Source organism: Mesorhizobium sp. M1406 (assembly GCF_040317555.1).
Lineage (GTDB): Bacteria > Pseudomonadota > Alphaproteobacteria > Rhizobiales > Rhizobiaceae > Mesorhizobium.
Map to the genome: position 1 here is coordinate 71,704 of NZ_JAMYKW010000010.1, position 16,008 is coordinate 87,711.

General features: G+C 63.6%; 16 protein-coding genes and 1 pseudogene. 13 read left to right on the top strand and 4 right to left on the bottom strand.

The window, feature by feature from the left end; translation table 11 throughout:
* Window positions 1-155: 155 nt before the first annotated feature.
* The 9 genes from NKH03_RS11765 to NKH03_RS11805 all read left to right on the top strand — a co-directional run bounded on the left by NKH03_RS11765 (window position 156) and on the right by NKH03_RS11805 (window position 8,130).
* Window positions 156-824, top strand: a complete 669-nt coding sequence (locus NKH03_RS11765) for a response regulator transcription factor (RefSeq protein ID WP_352632692.1) — start codon at window positions 156-158, stop codon at window positions 822-824.
* Window positions 825-903: 79 nt separating this feature from the next.
* Window positions 904-2,163 carry a flagellar hook protein FlgE gene (locus tag NKH03_RS11770; protein ID WP_352877924.1) on the top strand — a complete coding sequence of 420 codons (1,260 nt, stop codon included), beginning with the start codon at window positions 904-906 and terminating at the stop codon, window positions 2,161-2,163.
* A 27-nt stretch (window positions 2,164-2,190) separates the two neighbouring features.
* On the top strand, window positions 2,191-3,642 hold the full coding sequence (gene flgK / locus NKH03_RS11775; protein ID WP_352968498.1) for a flagellar hook-associated protein FlgK: 1,452 nt from the start codon (window positions 2,191-2,193) through the stop codon (window positions 3,640-3,642).
* A gap of 3 nt (window positions 3,643-3,645) precedes the next feature.
* Window positions 3,646-4,689: a flagellar hook-associated family protein gene (locus tag NKH03_RS11780; RefSeq protein ID WP_031260869.1), complete on the top strand. Its 1,044-nt coding sequence runs from the start codon at window positions 3,646-3,648 to the stop codon at window positions 4,687-4,689.
* 31 nt (window positions 4,690-4,720) lie between these two features.
* Entirely contained in the window at window positions 4,721-5,068 is a 348-nt protein-coding gene (flaF, locus tag NKH03_RS11785; protein WP_352829119.1) for a flagellar biosynthesis regulator FlaF, read from the top strand.
* Complete coding sequence (gene flbT, locus NKH03_RS11790; RefSeq protein WP_352654661.1) at window positions 5,065-5,508, top strand: flagellar biosynthesis repressor FlbT; 444 nt, start codon at window positions 5,065-5,067, stop codon at window positions 5,506-5,508. Before flaF ends, flbT begins: the two co-directional genes overlap by 4 nt.
* Complete coding sequence (flgD, locus tag NKH03_RS11795; protein ID WP_352863353.1) at window positions 5,508-5,915, top strand: flagellar hook assembly protein FlgD; 408 nt, start codon at window positions 5,508-5,510, stop codon at window positions 5,913-5,915. The genes flbT and flgD overlap by 1 nt, the downstream gene beginning before the upstream one ends.
* Before the next feature lie 24 nt (window positions 5,916-5,939).
* The gene (fliQ, locus tag NKH03_RS11800) at window positions 5,940-6,206 is read left to right on the top strand and encodes a flagellar biosynthesis protein FliQ (protein ID WP_023761707.1); all 267 of its coding nucleotides are present in this window, start codon (window positions 5,940-5,942) and stop codon (window positions 6,204-6,206) included.
* 280 nt (window positions 6,207-6,486) lie between these two features.
* Window positions 6,487-8,130, top strand: a complete 1,644-nt coding sequence (locus tag NKH03_RS11805; RefSeq protein ID WP_352968499.1) for an MFS transporter — start codon at window positions 6,487-6,489, stop codon at window positions 8,128-8,130.
* A 46-nt stretch (window positions 8,131-8,176) separates the two neighbouring features.
* Here NKH03_RS11805 and NKH03_RS11810 read toward each other — a convergent pair whose 3' ends face one another.
* Window positions 8,177-9,958, bottom strand: a complete 1,782-nt coding sequence (locus tag NKH03_RS11810) for a chloride channel protein (protein ID WP_352968500.1) — start codon at window positions 9,956-9,958, stop codon at window positions 8,177-8,179.
* Window positions 9,959-10,070: 112 nt separating this feature from the next.
* Window positions 10,071-10,370, bottom strand: coding sequence for a putative quinol monooxygenase (locus NKH03_RS11815; protein WP_352968501.1), 300 nt, complete (start codon window positions 10,368-10,370; stop codon window positions 10,071-10,073).
* 148 nt (window positions 10,371-10,518) lie between these two features.
* Here NKH03_RS11815 and flhA point away from each other — a divergent pair, with 148 nt between their 5' ends.
* Genes flhA through NKH03_RS11830 form a run of 3 tightly spaced genes read left to right on the top strand, consistent with a single transcriptional unit; the run spans window position 10,519 to window position 13,735 of the window.
* Complete coding sequence (flhA, locus tag NKH03_RS11820; protein ID WP_352968502.1) at window positions 10,519-12,606, top strand: flagellar biosynthesis protein FlhA; 2,088 nt, start codon at window positions 10,519-10,521, stop codon at window positions 12,604-12,606.
* The gene (gene fliR, locus NKH03_RS11825; protein ID WP_352863345.1) at window positions 12,603-13,355 is read left to right on the top strand and encodes a flagellar biosynthetic protein FliR; all 753 of its coding nucleotides are present in this window, start codon (window positions 12,603-12,605) and stop codon (window positions 13,353-13,355) included. Before flhA ends, fliR begins: the two co-directional genes overlap by 4 nt.
* A 2-nt stretch (window positions 13,356-13,357) precedes the next feature.
* Window positions 13,358-13,735 (top strand): hypothetical protein, encoded by a 378-nt coding sequence (locus NKH03_RS11830; RefSeq protein ID WP_352968503.1) that lies wholly within the window; start codon window positions 13,358-13,360, stop codon window positions 13,733-13,735.
* Between the two features lie 70 nt (window positions 13,736-13,805).
* Here the strand turns inward: NKH03_RS11830 and NKH03_RS11835 are convergent, their stop codons facing one another.
* Window positions 13,806-14,660, bottom strand: a complete 855-nt coding sequence (locus tag NKH03_RS11835; protein WP_352968504.1) for a DUF1194 domain-containing protein — start codon at window positions 14,658-14,660, stop codon at window positions 13,806-13,808.
* Complete coding sequence (locus NKH03_RS11840) at window positions 14,644-15,642, bottom strand: DMT family transporter (RefSeq protein WP_352968505.1); 999 nt, start codon at window positions 15,640-15,642, stop codon at window positions 14,644-14,646. Before NKH03_RS11840 ends, NKH03_RS11835 begins: the two co-directional genes overlap by 17 nt.
* Window positions 15,643-15,936: 294 nt before the next feature.
* Between NKH03_RS11840 and NKH03_RS11845 the strand changes: the two are divergent.
* A pseudogene (locus NKH03_RS11845) lies at window positions 15,937-15,996 on the top strand (hypothetical protein); the annotation flags it as partial.
* Between the last annotated feature and the right edge of the window lie 12 nt (window positions 15,997-16,008).

The window sequence follows — 16,008 nt, forward strand, 5'->3', positions numbered from 1 at the left end:
CCCCCCGAAAGCATATCTGGCTGCGAGCTAATGCAACCGATACGATTCCAGACTCCCAAGAAACTAGCTACAAGAAATGACGGTTGTTCAGGATTCTCCCCAGCGGTTACGCCTCTTTTCACGGGGCAAATGATTTGATTCGGAAGGCGGGGCCGATGATTGTGATCGTTGACGAGCGCGAGCTCGTAACAGAGGGATACAATTCACTTTTCGATCGTGAGGGCATCGCCTGTGCAGGCTTTGCATCCGGCGAATTCGGTGAGTGGGTGAGCTCGGCCGCCGACACCGATCTGCGCTCGGTCAGGGCCTTCCTCATCGGCGACTGCCGCGAAGGCTCCATCTCTCCCCGTCAGATCCGCGACCGCACCGGCGCTCCGGTCATTGCGCTCAGCGAGCAGCATTCCCTGGAGAACACGCTGCGGTTGTTCGAGAGCGGCGTCGACGACGTCATTCGCAAGCCCGTCCATATCCGCGAGATACTGGCCCGCATCACCGCCATCCGCCGTCGCGCCCAGGAAGACGTCGCCTACACCGAGATCGGCGCCATGCGCATCTTCATGGACGGCCGTGACCCAGAGATCGACGGTCAGCCTCTGCCCCTGCCGCGTCGTGAGCGCCGCATCCTCGAATATCTGGCGAGCAATCGCGGGCGTCGCGTCACCAAGACCCAGGTTTTCAACGCCATCTACGGCATCTTCGACGAAGAGGTCGAGGAGAACGTGGTGGAAAGCCACATCAGCAAACTGCGCAAGAAGCTGCGCGAAAAGCTGGGCACCGACCCGATCGATTCCAAGCGTTTCCTGGGATACCGGCTGGTCTTCTGATGCAGCGCCGCGCCAGCCTCGCGCAAGAAAACACGCGTAGCCTCGTAGCCAGTGGCATGGACACAGCGGAGACGTTTCGATGAGCCTCTATGGAATGATGCGGACCGGCGTGTCCGGCATGAACGCGCAGGCAAACCGCCTGTCGACGGTCGCCGACAACATCGCCAATTCCGACACCACCGGTTACAAGCGGTCCTCCGCCGAATTCTCGACGCTGGTCATGCCGTCGACGGGCGGCGCCTACAATTCTGGCGGCGTCACCACGACGATCCGTCAGGCGGTCAGCGATCCGGGCGTGCTCCAGTACACGACCTCGGTCTCCGACCTTGCCGTCAGCGGCGATGGTTTCTTTGTCGTTCAAGATCCGAGCGGTACGCCCTACCTGACCCGCGCTGGCGCCTTCGTTCCCGATGGGCAGGGCAGGTTGGTCAACTCGGCCGGCTTCCAGCTGATGGCCTACAGCTACGACAACGGCGTACCGGCGGCAACGGTCAACGGTTTCGAGGGATTGGTCCCGGTTGTCATCTCCGACCAGGGAATGACCGCGACGCCGAGCACCGAGGGTAGCTATGCCGGCAACCTGCCGGCGGGCGCGACACCGGTCGCGACCGCCAACCTGCCCGCCGCCAACGCTGCGGGCGCGCAATACACGTCGAAATCCTCGATGGTCGCCTACGACAACCTCGGCAACAAGAAGTTGCTCGACGTCTATTTCACCAACACCGGCGCCGGCACCTGGCAGGTGGCGGTCTTCGATCAGTCGAAGGCCACCCCTGGAACATCGTTCCCCTATACCGCCGGCGGCTTGCTGGGCTCGGCCAACCTGACCTTCGACACCACCACCGGCAAGCTCACCGGCACTCCCACCGGCGTTTCATTTACCGTGCCGAACGGCGCCAGCCTCAATCTCGACCTGTCGGCGCTGACCCAGCTCGGCACCGGCTTCACCGTTTCCGATGCCCAGGTCAACGGCAACGCGCCGAGCACCATCGACAAGGTCCAGATCAGCAAGGACGGCACCATCTACGCCCAGTACAAGGACGGTTCCACCAAGCCGCTCTACAAGATCCCGCTGGCCGACGTGCAGAGCCCGGACCAGCTCACCGCACTGCCCGGCAACGTCTACTCGCAGGGCACCGAATCGGGCGCGGTCCGTGTCGGCTTCGCCAATGAAGGCAAGCTCGGCTCCATCATCTCGGGCGCGCTCGAGAATTCCAACGTCGATATCGCCGAAGAACTGACCAACATGATCGCGGCGCAGCGCAGCTACACCGCCAATTCGAAAGTCTTCCAGACCGGTTCCGATCTGATGGACGTCCTTGTCAACCTGAAGAGATAAGACGGGCGCCGCCCGCGAAAGACCCGCATGTCACTGTCTACCGCATTGAGTATCGCCCAGTCGGCGCTTATGAACACCGCGCGACAGACCAGCGTCGTCTCGCGCAACGTCGCCGACGCTTCCAATCCGGACTATTCGCGCCGCCAGGCCATCGTCACCAGCACGGCGCCGGGCGCGCGTTCGGTTGATATCCAACGCGTCACCAACGACCTCTTGTTCCGCCAGAACCTCGGCGCGCTGTCTGTCTGGAGCGGCCAGAACGCACTCTTCAGCGGCATGGATCAGCTGGGCGTTGCGGTCAACGGCGTCGACAATGCGTCCTCGCCCTCGACCGCGATCGCCAACCTGCAGCAGGCGCTGCAGCTCTACGCCACCTCGCCGTCCAACCAGAACCTCGGCGCCAGCGTCATCGACGCCGCCAAGCAGGTTGTGCGTTCGCTGAATGAGGGCTCCAAGGCCGTCCAGGATTTCCGCACCCAGACCGACGGCCAGATCGCCACGGCGGTCGACGACCTGAACTCGCTGCTCAGCCAGTTCCAGGATGCCAACACGGCGGTCATGTCCGGAACCCGCTCCGGCAACGACGTTTCCGACGCGCTCGACCAGCGCGACGCGCTTTTGAAGAAGATTTCGAACTATGTCCCGGTATCGACCTTCACGCGTGGCGACAACGACATGGTCATCACCACCGGCGACGGCACGACATTGTTCGAGACGATACCGCGCGCGGTCAGCTTCGCGGCGTCGGCCGGCTACACCGCGGGCGCCGCCGGCAATGCCGTCTATATCGACAATGTGCCGATCTCGGCGGGAGCAGGCGGCAACACCAGCGCCAGCGGCACGCTTGCCGGCCTGCTGCAACTGCGCGACGGCGTCGCCACGACCATGCAGAGCCAGCTCGACGAGACCGCGCGCGGCCTGATCACGGCCTTTGCCGAAACCGCACCGGCAATGCCCAATGCCGCGGGCCTGTTCACATGGTCGGGCGCGCCGGCCGTGCCGGCAGCGGGCACGCTGATCAACGGCCTCGCCGCATCCATCAGCGTCAATGCGGCGATGGACCCGAGCGCCGGCGGCAATCCGACGCTGCTGCGCGATGGCGGTGCCAACGGCGCGGCCTATGTCGTCAACACCGGCGGCGCATCCTATTCCACCCTGCTGATCGCCTATGGCGATCGGCTCGACCAGCCGATGACCTTCGACCCCGCCGCCGGGGTTTCGGCAACGTCCAGCGTTTCCGATTACGCGGCCAACTCGATCGGCTGGTTCGAGGGCGTGCGCCAGCAGGCATCGACCGCTTCCGACGCCAAGGAAGCACTGGCCTCGCGCAGCGCTGAGGCGCTGTCCAACGCGACCGGCGTGAATGTCGACCAGGAAATGTCGCTGCTCCTCGACCTCGAGCACACCTATCAGGCGTCAGCCCGGATGATGAAAACCGTCGACGACATGATGGCGGCCTTGCTCAACGCGGTGGGATAATCCATGACTTCCGTCTCGTCAGCCGCCATATCGAATGCCATGCGCTCCCAGCAGATGCGCATGCAGGCCGATCTCGTCAAAGCCACGAAGGAGTCCTCAAGCGGCAAGGTCGCCGATGTCGGCCTGGCTCTCGGAGGGCGCACCGCCCAGTCCGTCACCTTCCAGCGCGATCTCGACCGGCTCAATGTCATCATCGACTCCAACGGCCTGGTCGGCGCCCGGCTTTCCTCGACGCAGACCTCGCTTGGCCAGCTCTCCGGCGCCGCTCAGACATTCCTGTCCGCCCTGACCACCGCCTCATCAAGCGATTCTTCCAACAGTCTTACCCGGGATTCCGGCAAAGCGACCATTCAGCAGCTGACCTCGATCCTCAACACCAGCGTCAACGGCGAGTACCTGTTCGCCGGCACCAACACCGACGTCAAGCCGATCAACGACTTCAGCGCCGCGGGCTCGCCGGCAAAGGCGGCATTCGATGCTTCCTTCGTCACCAATTTCGGTTTCACCCCGGATGACCCGGCAGCCGCCAATATCACTGCCGCGCAGATGGACGATTTCATCACCAACGATGTCGTGCCGCAGTTCATGGGTCCGGGCTGGCAAGGCAACTGGTCGAACGCCACCGACCAGCAGATCGTCAGCCGCATCGCGCTCAACGAAACCACACCGACCTCGACCAGCGCCAACAGCGACGGTATCCAGAAGCTCGCCATGGCGGCAACCATGGTTGCCAGCCTGATGTCCAGCAACATCAGCCAGGCTGCGAAGAACACGGTCGTCAGCCGCTCAACGTTGCTGGTCGGCGAAGCGCTGAGCGGCATTGCCCAGGTTCAGTCCGAGACCGGCATCGTCCAGAAGCGGCTGTCCGATGCAAACGACCGTATGAAAACACAGACCGATCTATTCGAACGGCATATTGTCGATCTCGTTGGCGTCGATCCAGCCGAAGCCGCGACCCGCGTCGCCGACCTGACGCAGCACATCGAAACGTCCTTCGCGCTGACCGCACGCCTGCAGCAGCTCAGCCTGCTGAATTACCTGACCTGACAACGCTTAACGGAACGGTAGAGCCCCAACGATGTACCAATTCTCCTACGCCGACATCCAGAGCACCTCCGTAGCCGATGCGAAGGATCGCGAGCGGGAACTGCTGACCCGCTCGATCGACATGCTGGCGGCAGCGGCGGCGGCCGGCCACGGTTCGATGGAGGCGATCGAGGCGCTGAATTTCACCAACCGTGTCTGGACCGCTTTCGTCGAGGACCTCGGCTCCAGCGACAACGCCCTGCCCAAGGAACTGCGCGCCAACCTCATTTCCATCGGTCTGTGGCTGCTGCGCGAGGCGGAGGACATTCGCCAGGGCCGCACCAACAATTTCGAAGGGCTGATCGAAGTGTCCCAGATCATCAGGGACGGCATTCAATGACCAACACGCTGAAGATATCGCTCAAGCCGAATGAAAAGATCTACATTAACGGCGCCGTCATCCGTGTCGACCGCAAGGTCACCGTCGAATTGATGAACGACGTGCAGTTCCTGCTCGAAAGCCACGTGATCCAGGCCGAAGATGCCTCGACGCCGCTCAAGCAGCTGTATTTCATCCTGCAGGTCATGCTGATGAATCCGGCCGGCGCGGCCGCCGCGCGCGACATGTTCCGCCGCTCGCTGCCGTTGCTGCTTGCAAGCTTCGAGGACACTCAGATCTGCGGCGCGCTGAAACAGATCGACCGCATGGTCGGCGAGGATCATATTTACGAGGCGCTGAAGGCAATTCGCGCGCTCTATCCGCTCGAACGCCGCGCGCTGGGTGGCAATGACGACGTTCCGGGTGCCGAGCGCCCGCTGGCTGTGGGAGCACGATACTGATGAACGTGGACATGACGACGACGATACCGACCGGCACCAACCAGGCCACCGCGTCGACTTCGAAGACAGCGGTCGACTACCAGTCCTTCCTGAAGCTTCTGATCGCCGAGATGAAGAACCAGGATCCGACGAAGCCGATGGACTCGACGCAGTACGTCGCCCAGCTCGCCACCTTCTCGCAGGTCGAGCAATCGGTGCAAAGCAACACCAAGCTCGACCAGATCATGCAGTCGTCGGCGCTGTCGCAGGCCGACGCGCTGATCGGGCGCTCGATAACCTCCGCCGACGGCAAGACGACGGGCACGGTGGCGTCGGTGCGCCTCGCCAGCAGCGGCCTCATCGCCGTGCTGCAGAACGGCACCGAAGTCGCGGTCGGCCCGGGAGTCTCGGTCAAGGCAGCGAGCTGACGTTTTCGACAGAGAGCCAGTCCCATGAACGAGGCCGACGCTCTCGACATCGTCCAGTACGCGGTGTGGACGGTGCTCACCGCATCCGCCCCGGTGGTGCTTGTCGCCATGGTGGTCGGCATCGGCATCGCCCTCATCCAGGCGCTGACACAGGTCCAGGAGATCACCTTGACCTTCGTGCCGAAGATCGTCGCCATCATGCTGGTGGTGGCGCTGACCGGCCCTTTCATCGGCAGCCAGATATCGGCCTTCACCAACGTCATCTTCGAGCGCATCCAGAACGGGTTCTGAGCGGCAGCTATCCGTCCGGATTGTGTTGAAACGAATGCCAACGCTTGCGCGCGGCTGGGGCTAGCTAGATTGCCGTTTTGCATTCGGGTAGGTCGGTTGCCGGCCCGATGCATCCTCGGATCTGGCGGCGGACAAGGGCGTGGACCTCCTCTATCCCATTGTTGGACCATGGGCTTTTTCGAAAGACATTCGCCCTTTGCGGCGCCATGCCCTACTTTCGGCAAACGGTCTGAGCAAACGGATCGCCTGACGAATCGGCACGACATGGCAGGAACCCCCGATGATTGACGAAAAGCCGGACAGCGAGAGCGTCTCGGCGCTGGCGCCTTTCCGGCACGGCATTTTCCGCGCCGTATGGGGCGCAAGTCTCATCTCCAATTTCGGTGGCCTGATCCAGGGCGTCGGCGCCGCCTGGATGATGACCACGATCGCCACCTCGCCCTATCAGGTGGCTCTGGTCCAGGCTTCGACCACCTTGCCGATCATGCTGTTCGCGCTCGTCGCCGGCGCCATCGCCGATAGTTTCGACCGGCGCAAGGTGATGCTGGTCGCCCAGACCTTCATGCTGGTCGTCTCGGTGCTCCTGACCCTGTTCACCTATTCGGGCCTGATCACGCCGTGGACGCTGCTTGCCTTCACCTTCCTGATCGACAGCGGCACCGCGCTCAACAGCCCGTCATGGCAGGCTTCCGTCGGCGACATCGTCCCCCGCAACAAGGTGCCGGCAGCCGTCGCGCTCAACTCGATGGGCTTCAACCTGACCCGCAGCGTCGGTCCTGCGATCGGCGGCATCATCGTCGCCGCGGCCGGTGCGGCGGCCGCGTTTGCGGCCAACGCGGTGAGCTATATCGGCCTGATCGTCGTGCTGGCGCGCTGGAAGCCGGACGTGCCGGTATCGACCTTGCCGCGCGAGTCGCTGGGCGCCGCCATGGGCGCCGGCCTGCGCTATGTCGCCATGTCGCCCAACATCGGCAAGGTGCTGGTCAGGGGCGCGGCTTTCGGCTTCAGTGCCGGCGCGGTGCTGGCATTGCTGCCCCTGGTGGCGCGCGATGTCGTCAAGGGCGATGCCCTGACCTACGGCATCATGCTTGGCGCCTTCGGCATCGGCGCGGTCGGCGGCGCCTTGATCAGCGTCAGGCTGCGGCAGCTGCTCTCCAGCGAGACAATGGTACGCTCAGCCTTCGCCGGCTTCGCCGTCTGCGCCTTCAATGCCGCCGTCAGCCATCATGCCTGGCAGACCTCGCTGGGCCTGCTTGTCGGCGGTGCCTGCTGGGTGATCGCGCTTTCGCATTTCAACGTCACGGTGCAGATGGCGACACCGCGCTGGGTGGTCGGCCGGGTGCTGTCGGTCTATCAGACCGCGACCTTCGGCGGCATCGCGCTCGGCAGCTGGATCTGGGGCGTCGTCGCCGATGCGCATGGCGCCGAAACCGCGCTGATCGCCGCCAGCATCGCCATGCTGGCCGGCGGCGCCATCGGCCTGCTTTTGCCGCTGCCGCAACAGCAGGTGCTCAACCTCGACCCGCTCAACCGCTTCAGGGAGCCGCATCTCGCGCTCGACCTGAAGCCGCGCAGCGGGCCGATTGCCATCATGATCGAATACATCATCCGCGACGAGGACGTACCCGAGTTCCTGGCCATCATGGCCGAACGCGGCCGCATACGCCGCCGTGACGGCGCCCGCAACTGGACGCTGGCGCGCGACCTGGAAAATCCGGCGATCTGGATCGAGCATTATCACACGCCGACCTGGATCGAATATGTGCGCCACAATGGACGCATCACCCATGCCGACGCCGTCATCGGCGAGCGCATCCGGGCACTGCACAGCGGCGACGAGCCGCCGCGCGTGCGGCGCATGATCGAGCGCCCGACGACCGCCGGCACGGCTCTCGTGATGGCCAAGGGACCGATCGAGCATTAGGCTTCGCAACCGCGCCTGCCCTCTCTGGCATCCGGCTTGGCTTCCCCTACCCCTCGCCCGACAGGTCCCGGCGCGCCTTATCGAGTTCCTCGGCGTAGCGCCGCATCAAATGACCTTCGGTCAAAAGCCCCAGCACGATATGGTCGGTGAAATCCTCGACCACGGCGAGTTCTTCGGCGCCCGCGCGCTGGAACGTTTCGGCGGCGGCCTGCACGTTCATGCTCGGCACCAGCACCGCGTCCTTGTACTTGGCAAGATCGCGCACCGGCACCTCGCCGTCGGAAGGATCGCTGTGCAGTTCAGCCACGATCAGCACGCCGACATAGCGATCACCCGCGTCGACGGCTATGACGCGCTGGGCCGAGCCTAGCGTCACTTGCTTGCGGAAGGCGGCCAGCGTCGTCGAGGCATAAATGGTCTTGATGTCCTTGCGCATCATCGAGCCTACGGTGAGGCTGCGCATCCAGCCGACATCGTGAGCGCTGCGGATGGTCTCGCCGCGCAGATGGAAGCGCCACGTCGAGAAGGAGTAGCCAAAGGTCTCGCGCACCAGGATCGCCGAAATGATCGAGGCCGCAAGCACGACACCGGTCAGCGTCAGGTCGCGGGTCGATTCCAGCGCCAGGAAGGTCATCGTCAGCGGTCCGCCGACGACGCCGACGGCGAGCGACGTCATACCGACGACGGCGGCGACGGCTGGGTCGATGCCGGTTGCCGGGGAGACGACGACCATCACATCCGCAAACGCCTTGCCAAGCAGGGCGCCAAGGAACAGCGAGGCAAAGAACAATCCGCCGCGAAAGCCCGACCCCAGCGAGACCGCCGATGCCGCCAGCTTGAGCACGAAGACGCTGGCCACCACGGCCAGCCCGTAGTTCATCGAGAATTCGCGATGCAGCGCGCCATGGCCGCTGGACAAGACCTGTGGCGTGATCAGCCCCAACAAGCCGACGACGACGCCGCCGATGACGGGGCGCAGCGACGCATCGATCGATAGCCTGGCAAAACCACGCTCGATCAACGTCACCAGATGCATGATTGCGATCGAGGCGGCGCCGCCCAGCAAGCCAAGCAGCAGGAACGGCACGTACTGGCTGGCGGTGAGCGCCGGCAGGCCCGAAAGCTCGAGCGGAAAAGGCACGCCGCCGAACATTTCGGCGGTCAGCGAGGCTGAGATCGCGGCGGTCATGACCGGCGCGACATTGGCGACCGAATAGATGCCGATGATCAGTTCGAAGCCGTAAAAGGCGCCGGTCAGCGGTGCATCGAAGGCGGCCGCTATGGCGCCGGCCGCACCACAGCCAACCAGGATGCGGACATCGTTGCGGCGCAGCCTGAAGAAGCGCGCCAGCCATGACGCCAGGCCGGACCCGACCTGCGTGTAGCCGGCTTCCAGCCCGACCGAGGCGCCAAAACCGCTGGAGATCATCGTCTGGCCGGCGATGATGAAGGTGTCGGTCAGCGACATGCGTCCGCCATAGAGCGCGTTGGCTTCGATCGGGTCGATCGGGGTACGGAATTTCCGGATTCTGAGCCAGATCACCGTTAGCCCGAGCAGGATGCCGCCGATCGCCGGTACCAGCGCCTGCACCGGACTGGTGAGCGAGAACATGCCTGAAAGCCGACCACCGGGCTGGACGCCGAACAACAGCCCGTGCAGGCCCTGCACGATCTGGCTCATCGCCGTGACCAGCACGCCCGCCATCACGCCGACGGCGCCGGCCAGAATGACCACCGCGATGCCGCGCGCCTCGAGCAGCGGCACCGATCGGATCAGCACCGCGCGCAGCCGGCGGGCGTAGACTTCGCTGTGGTTTCTGGAAAGCACCGGGGCGGCTCGCCGACATCACAAAAGGCAGTGGAAGGCCCGCCTGATACGCCCGGCGACAGGGCATGGCAACCGCAATGGCGACAGACGAGGCGCCATTGTGGCAAACCGATCAGGTCGGCATGGGCTCGCCGGCTTCATAGAGCACGAGGTTGCGCTCGCCGATGCCAAGCGCCGGCCAACTCGCACGCCAGTCCGCAATGTGCGGCGAGGCGAAATGCGCGTCCAGTGCTGCCCGGTCGCTCCAGACTTCGGTGACCCGAATGAGCCCGGCATCGAGCACATCCTGCGCGTAGGAATATTGGACACAACCGGGCTCCGCGCGGCTGCCGGAAACCATGCGTTCCATGGCGGGCTTGGCTTCCTCCAATTTGTTCGGCGGCAAGCGGATGGTGCCGATGATCAAAAGCATGGGGTTTTCCTTCTTTCGCAAAGTCGGCCGGCGCGAATGACCCGCGCATGATCGCCCGAACTAGCCAGTCTCCCACCCTCGCGCAAGCTTGGCGGGCTACCCTCACAGGGCTGTCGCGCGCTCGGCAGTCTATGGTTTTGGGGACGACATGGCGATCAGCGAAAGCATCCAGCCCGGCGCGGTGGCCAAGAACGGTCGCGACGTCTTCTTTGCCATCGGCATCGTCATCATCCTGGCCGTGCTGTTCCTGCCGATCCCGGCCTTCCTCATCGACATCGGCCTCGCCTTCTCGATCGCGCTTTCGGTGCTGATCCTGATGGTGGCGCTATGGATCCAGCGGCCGCTCGATTTCTCGTCATTCCCGACCGTGCTGCTCATCGCCACCATGCTCAGGCTATCGCTCAACATCGCCACCACGCGCATGATCCTGTCGCATGGAAACGAGGGTACGCACGCCGCTGGCTATGTCATCGCCGGCTTCTCCAAGCTGGTGATGGCCAGCGACTTCGTCATCGGCCTCATCGTCTTCATGATCCTGATCGTGGTGAACTTCATCGTCATCACCAAGGGCGCCACCCGTATCGCCGAAGTCGGCGCCCGCTTCACCCTGGACGCCATCCCCGGCAAGCAGATGTCGATCGACGCCGACCTCTCCGCCGGTATGATCGACGACAAGACCGCGCAGTTGCGCCGTCGCGAGTTGGAAGAGGAATCCTCCTTCTTCGGCTCGATGGACGGCGCCTCGAAATTCGTCCGCGGCGACGCCATCGCCGGCCTCATCATCACCGCCATCAACATAGTCGGCGGCATCGCCATCGGCTACATCAGGCATGGCATGGGCATGGGCGAAGCCGCCGACGTGTTCATCAAGCTGTCGGTCGGCGACGGCCTCGTCACCCAGATTCCGGCGCTCATCGTCTCATTGGCCGCCGGCCTGCTCGTCTCCAAGGGCGGCACCCGCGGCTCGACCAACCAGGCGGTGTTCGGCCAGCTCGGCGCCCACCCGCGCGCCCTCTACGTGGCGGCATCGCTGCTCGTGCTGCTCGGCCTGATGCCCGGCCTGCCGCTGTTCCCGTTCTTTGCGCTCGCCGCCGGCATGGCCGGCCTCGGCTATGTCATCCCGATGCGCGCCAACCGCGTCCTCGCCGAAGCCGAGGCGATCAAGGACCAGGAGAAGGCGACCAAGGTCGAGGAGGAGAAGAACTCGGTCAAGGCCTCGCTCGCCACCGCCGAGATCGAACTCTTGATCGGCAAGCAGCTGTCGACAAGGCTGCTGACGTCGCATCAGGAACTGGTTTTCCGCATGGGGAAGATGCGCAAGAAATTCGCCACCCAGTACGGCTTCGTCGTGCCGGAGGTGCGTGTCGCCGACGATTTCGCCATCCCGCCGAAGAGCTATCAGATCAAGGTGCATGGCACCGTGGTGGCCGAATACCAGATGCGCGTCGGCGAGATAATGGTGCTGCTTGGCAACCGCGACATACCCGAAATACCGGGCGAGGAAATCCGCGAGCCGGCCTTCGGCATGCGCGCCTATTCGGTGGTCGAAACCTTCGCCGAGGATCTGAAGCGCGAGAACTACACCTTCGCCGACAACATGTCGGTGCTGCTCACCCATCTCTCGGAGGTCATCCGCAACAACCTGCCGCAGCTTCTGTCCTACAAGGACATGAAGGCGCTGCTCGAACGGCAGGACCAGGAATATCGCAAGCTCGCCGACGAGATCTGCACCACGCACATCTCCTATCCCGGCCTGCAGGCGGTGTTGAAGCTGCTGCTCGCCGAGCGGGTCTCGATCCGCAACCTGCATCTGATCATCGAGGCGATCGCCGAGATCGCGCCGCATGTGCGCCGCACCGAGCAGATCGTCGAACATGTCCGCATCCGCATGGCCCAGCAGATCTGCGGCGACCTCTCCGAGAGCGGCGTTTTGAAGGTGCTGCGCCTCGGCAACCGCTGGGACCTCGCCTTCCACCAGAGCCTCAAGCGCGACGCCAAGGGCGAGGTGCGCGAGTTCGACATAGACCCACGCCAGCTCGAGGAGTTCGGCCAGGACGCGACCAAGGCGATCAAGAAATTTCTGGAAGCCGGCGAGCGTTTCGTGCTGGTCACCGCGCCCGACGCCCGCCCCTATGTGCGCATGATCATCGAGCGGCTGTTCACCACGCTGCCGGTGCTCAGCCACGTCGAAATCGCCAAGGGCGTCGAGATCAGGGTGCTCGGAACCATATCGTGAGCGTGCTCTCGCAAGGCGTCGTCATCGCGGCGTTCCTCGCCTTCTGCCGCATCGGCGCCTGCTTCATGCTGATGCCGGGCCTGTCCAGCGCCCGCGTTCCGGTCCAGGTCAGGCTGTTCGTGGCGGTCGCCGCCACCGGCGGCCTGCTCGCCTTCCTGTGGGACAAGATCTTTCCCTTCGTCGACCCGCGCCCGCAGATCCTGGTGCCGATGATCATCTCGGAACTTCTGGTCGGCGGCCTGATCGGCGCCATGACCAGGCTCTACATGGAAGCCCTGCGCTTCATGGGCTCGGCCATCGCCATGCTGATCGGCTATGGCGGCAGCGGCGGACCGGCGATCGAGGAGCCCGAACCCCAGGCGGCCCTTGCCGCCATCATCTCGTTTTCGGCGCTGCTGATGCTGTTTGTCTTCGATTTCGACCACGAGATAGTACGCGCGCTGGTTTCTTCCTACACGGTCGCGCCGGTCAATATCTTCTTCAACCCGCAGGCGGCACTCGTCGATGTCACCGACACGGTGTCGGACACGTTTTTCCTGGTCATCCGCCTCGGCAGCCCGTTTGTCGCCTATGCCATTCTCGTCAATCTGACGATCGGCTTCGTCAACAAGCTGACCCCGCAGATCCCGATCTATTTCATCTCCCAGCCCTTCATCATCGCCGGCGGCATGATCATCTTCTACTTCGCCATCGGCACCATGCTGTCCTTGTTCGTCGACGGCTTTGTCGACCTGACGCTGGCGAGATAGAAATGAGCACGCGCAAGGACCGCCTCAGGAAACTGGTCAAGGTGCAGGAGCAGCTGAAGGCGCTGCACGAAACCCATCACGCCACCTTCCTTGCGGCAGCCAGCGCCGCCGAGGCCGAAGCCCGTGATCTGGTCGGACATTTCGACCAGGCCGATTCGCTTTCCGGCCTGTTCCCCGATCTCTACCATCGCCGCATCGCCCAGGCCGTCGTGCGCCAGGAGGCGAACCTGGCAAGCGCGAAGCAGGAAGCCAGCCTCATCGCCGCCGCGACCGCGCGCACCAACATGGTCGAGCGCGCCTACAAGAACGTGCGCAACCGCGACGAGCGCGAACGCTCCGACCGCGAACGGCTGGATATCATCGCGCAGAAGCGGCCATGAGCAGTGCCGAGTCCTGATCGTTGGCCAAACCCATCAAGCTGATCCTCTCAAACGTACGGAATTGCGGTTGCTAAAAGCGCCCATCCGCCTGTTGCGGGAATTGCCGGCCGACGTCCATGCTTACTTCAGTGACCAGCTTGCGGCGAAGGGCCATGGCGTAGTCGTTTGGCCCCTTCGGCGTTATGACGAAGGCTTGCGAACCGCCAATGACCGATTTGGCAAAATAGGATGCCAACGGTTGATCGGGATCCTCATCTTGCGTTGGAATGGCGATCGCGTTGATCGTATACCCCTTGGCAATGGCGTTCAGCCTGCTCGGCTGAACAGGAAGTCCGTCGTTGTTCTCACCATTGGAGGAGATGTCGATTACTTTCTTCGCTGCCTTTCCCGGAAACTGGTCAAGCAGAAGACTACCGACGTCAATAGCGGAGGAAACGGATGTTCCTCTTCGCCCTCTACGGGTGAAGCCTGTATCGCCTTTCTTGCTGATCACCGACGCGGCCGCTCTGGCATCCTCCAGCCCGCAGATGCTTGTCCACGGCAGCACAATGCGTGTGTGCCCGGGACTCGACCATTCAAAGTAGGCCACGCTGATGCAGCCAGCGTAGTTCCGCGTGATGGCCGCGATGATCTCTGGCGAAGTGAGCGCCGCGGCATGACCCTCGCGCTGTAGATCGGCAATCTCTGGATCGATCGAGGACGAGAAGTCGACAGCGAATACAACGGCAACATCAACGTCGGCTGCGTGTGCCTGCAGTCCCCAAAACACCGAAGCTGCAAGTATCCCCGCCACTCTCAAATACGAATTGATCCGTCTTGCCGGTTCTCTGGTCGATCGCCGAACCTGCCGGCGAAAGCCGGCCGCTGCAGACGTGCTGGGCGGCCGTCGGGTTGGGAATACGTTCGCATCAACCGCAAGGGTCATCACATTCCTCCATTGGACCTGAATTGGCGGCGGCACGATCGTCCGGCCAGGCTGCTGGAGTAGCGGCAATGGCAAAGGCCGCGTCGAAGGGTTGAACCGGGCGGGCCAGCAAGGGCGCGCATGCCTGCGGCGTTCGGTTCGACATTGCGACGGACAGGATCGCACCGAGAATGATCGCTGCACCCAGTGCGCCCGCGGGTGAGTACCGTTCGCCGAGGAAGATCGCCGCGCCCAACGCCCCGAAGACGCTTTCGGCACTGACGATCACGGCGGCATGACTGGCCGGGGTGAAGCGCTGGGCGGCAATCTGTATGCCGAAGGCGATTGCGGTGGAGAACACGCCAAGGACCGCGAGTTCCGGGCCGGCCGCAAGTGCAGCGGCCAGCGACAGGTTGCCTTGCAGTGCCCCGAGCGGCAGGGCAAAGGCGGCGGCGCCGAGGAACTGTGTCGCCGCAGCAGTGAACGGCCGCGCATGGGCCTGCATGTGCCGGCCAAGCTCGACCATCCAGAGCGCATAGCAGGCAGCCGACAGGATGGCGGTGAGATCGCCGCTGCCGAGGCCGGCGATCCCGCCGGACAAGAGCATGGCACCGACCATTGTCAGCCCGGCGGCGGCGGTGAGGCTCGCTGTCGGACGTTCGCCGATGAGCAGCCAGGCGGCCAGCGGTGTCATCACCGTTGCCGTGCTCACCAGGAAGCTTGCATTCGTGACCGTGGCGCCGAGATAGCAAAGCTGCTGAAGCGTGATGGAGATGGCAAACAGAACGCCCATCCTGGCCAGGCTGGAAAGATAGCCCGGCCCGGCGGGCAGTCGCCTTTCGGTCAAGACGAAAGGCAGCACAAGCAGCCCACCGATCAGGCAGCGCAGGCCGACGGCATTCAGCGGGTCGAGATGAGCAAGCACCGTCTTTTGCGCGACATTGCCGAGGCCCCACAAAGCGGCTGCAAGAAGCAGCAGCAAATTGGCTCTAGTCTTGGACACCCGCCCCCCTCGAGCCAAAGCCAGTTGTTGGCTCGGTGACCCTAATTTAGCACAGCCTAAATGACCTGCCGTCACGACAGCGCTTGAGTGCGGGGCGCTACAGTTTGCGAAGCGTTAGTTTTGAGTTAGAATTTCGTCAGGCTGGGAGAGCAAATGCAAAATGAGGGCGGCGGCGCCACAAATAGAATCTCACTCTTCGGTGGTTTCCGGATCGAAAATGGAACGGCTGATCCGCTTCGGCTGACCGGAAAACGGGGTCCTGCGATCGTTGCTTATCTGGCCCGTAGTCCCGGCATGGTGGCGACAAGGGAGAGACTGGCTGATCTGTTTTGGGGTGACAGCGATAGCGAACACTCGCGCAACAGC

Excerpts from the sequence above, each read along its gene's own strand:
- NKH03_RS11765 (WP_352632692.1), top strand. The coding sequence starts at position 156 with ATGATTGTGATCGTTGACGAGCGCGAGCTCGTAACAGAGGGATACAAT.
- NKH03_RS11770 (WP_352877924.1), top strand. The coding sequence starts at position 904 with ATGAGCCTCTATGGAATGATGCGGACCGGCGTGTCCGGCATGAACGCG.
- flgK (WP_352968498.1), top strand. The coding sequence starts at position 2,191 with ATGTCACTGTCTACCGCATTGAGTATCGCCCAGTCGGCGCTTATGAAC.
- NKH03_RS11780 (WP_031260869.1), top strand. The coding sequence starts at position 3,646 with ATGACTTCCGTCTCGTCAGCCGCCATATCGAATGCCATGCGCTCCCAG.
- flaF (WP_352829119.1), top strand. The coding sequence starts at position 4,721 with ATGTACCAATTCTCCTACGCCGACATCCAGAGCACCTCCGTAGCCGAT.
- flbT (WP_352654661.1), top strand. The coding sequence starts at position 5,065 with ATGACCAACACGCTGAAGATATCGCTCAAGCCGAATGAAAAGATCTAC.
- flgD (WP_352863353.1), top strand. The coding sequence starts at position 5,508 with ATGAACGTGGACATGACGACGACGATACCGACCGGCACCAACCAGGCC.
- fliQ (WP_023761707.1), top strand. The coding sequence starts at position 5,940 with ATGAACGAGGCCGACGCTCTCGACATCGTCCAGTACGCGGTGTGGACG.
- NKH03_RS11805 (WP_352968499.1), top strand. The coding sequence starts at position 6,487 with ATGATTGACGAAAAGCCGGACAGCGAGAGCGTCTCGGCGCTGGCGCCT.
- NKH03_RS11815 (WP_352968501.1), bottom strand. The coding sequence starts at position 10,370 with ATGCTTTTGATCATCGGCACCATCCGCTTGCCGCCGAACAAATTGGAG.
- flhA (WP_352968502.1), top strand. The coding sequence starts at position 10,519 with ATGGCGATCAGCGAAAGCATCCAGCCCGGCGCGGTGGCCAAGAACGGT.
- NKH03_RS11830 (WP_352968503.1), top strand. The coding sequence starts at position 13,358 with ATGAGCACGCGCAAGGACCGCCTCAGGAAACTGGTCAAGGTGCAGGAG.
- NKH03_RS11835 (WP_352968504.1), bottom strand. The coding sequence starts at position 14,660 with ATGACCCTTGCGGTTGATGCGAACGTATTCCCAACCCGACGGCCGCCC.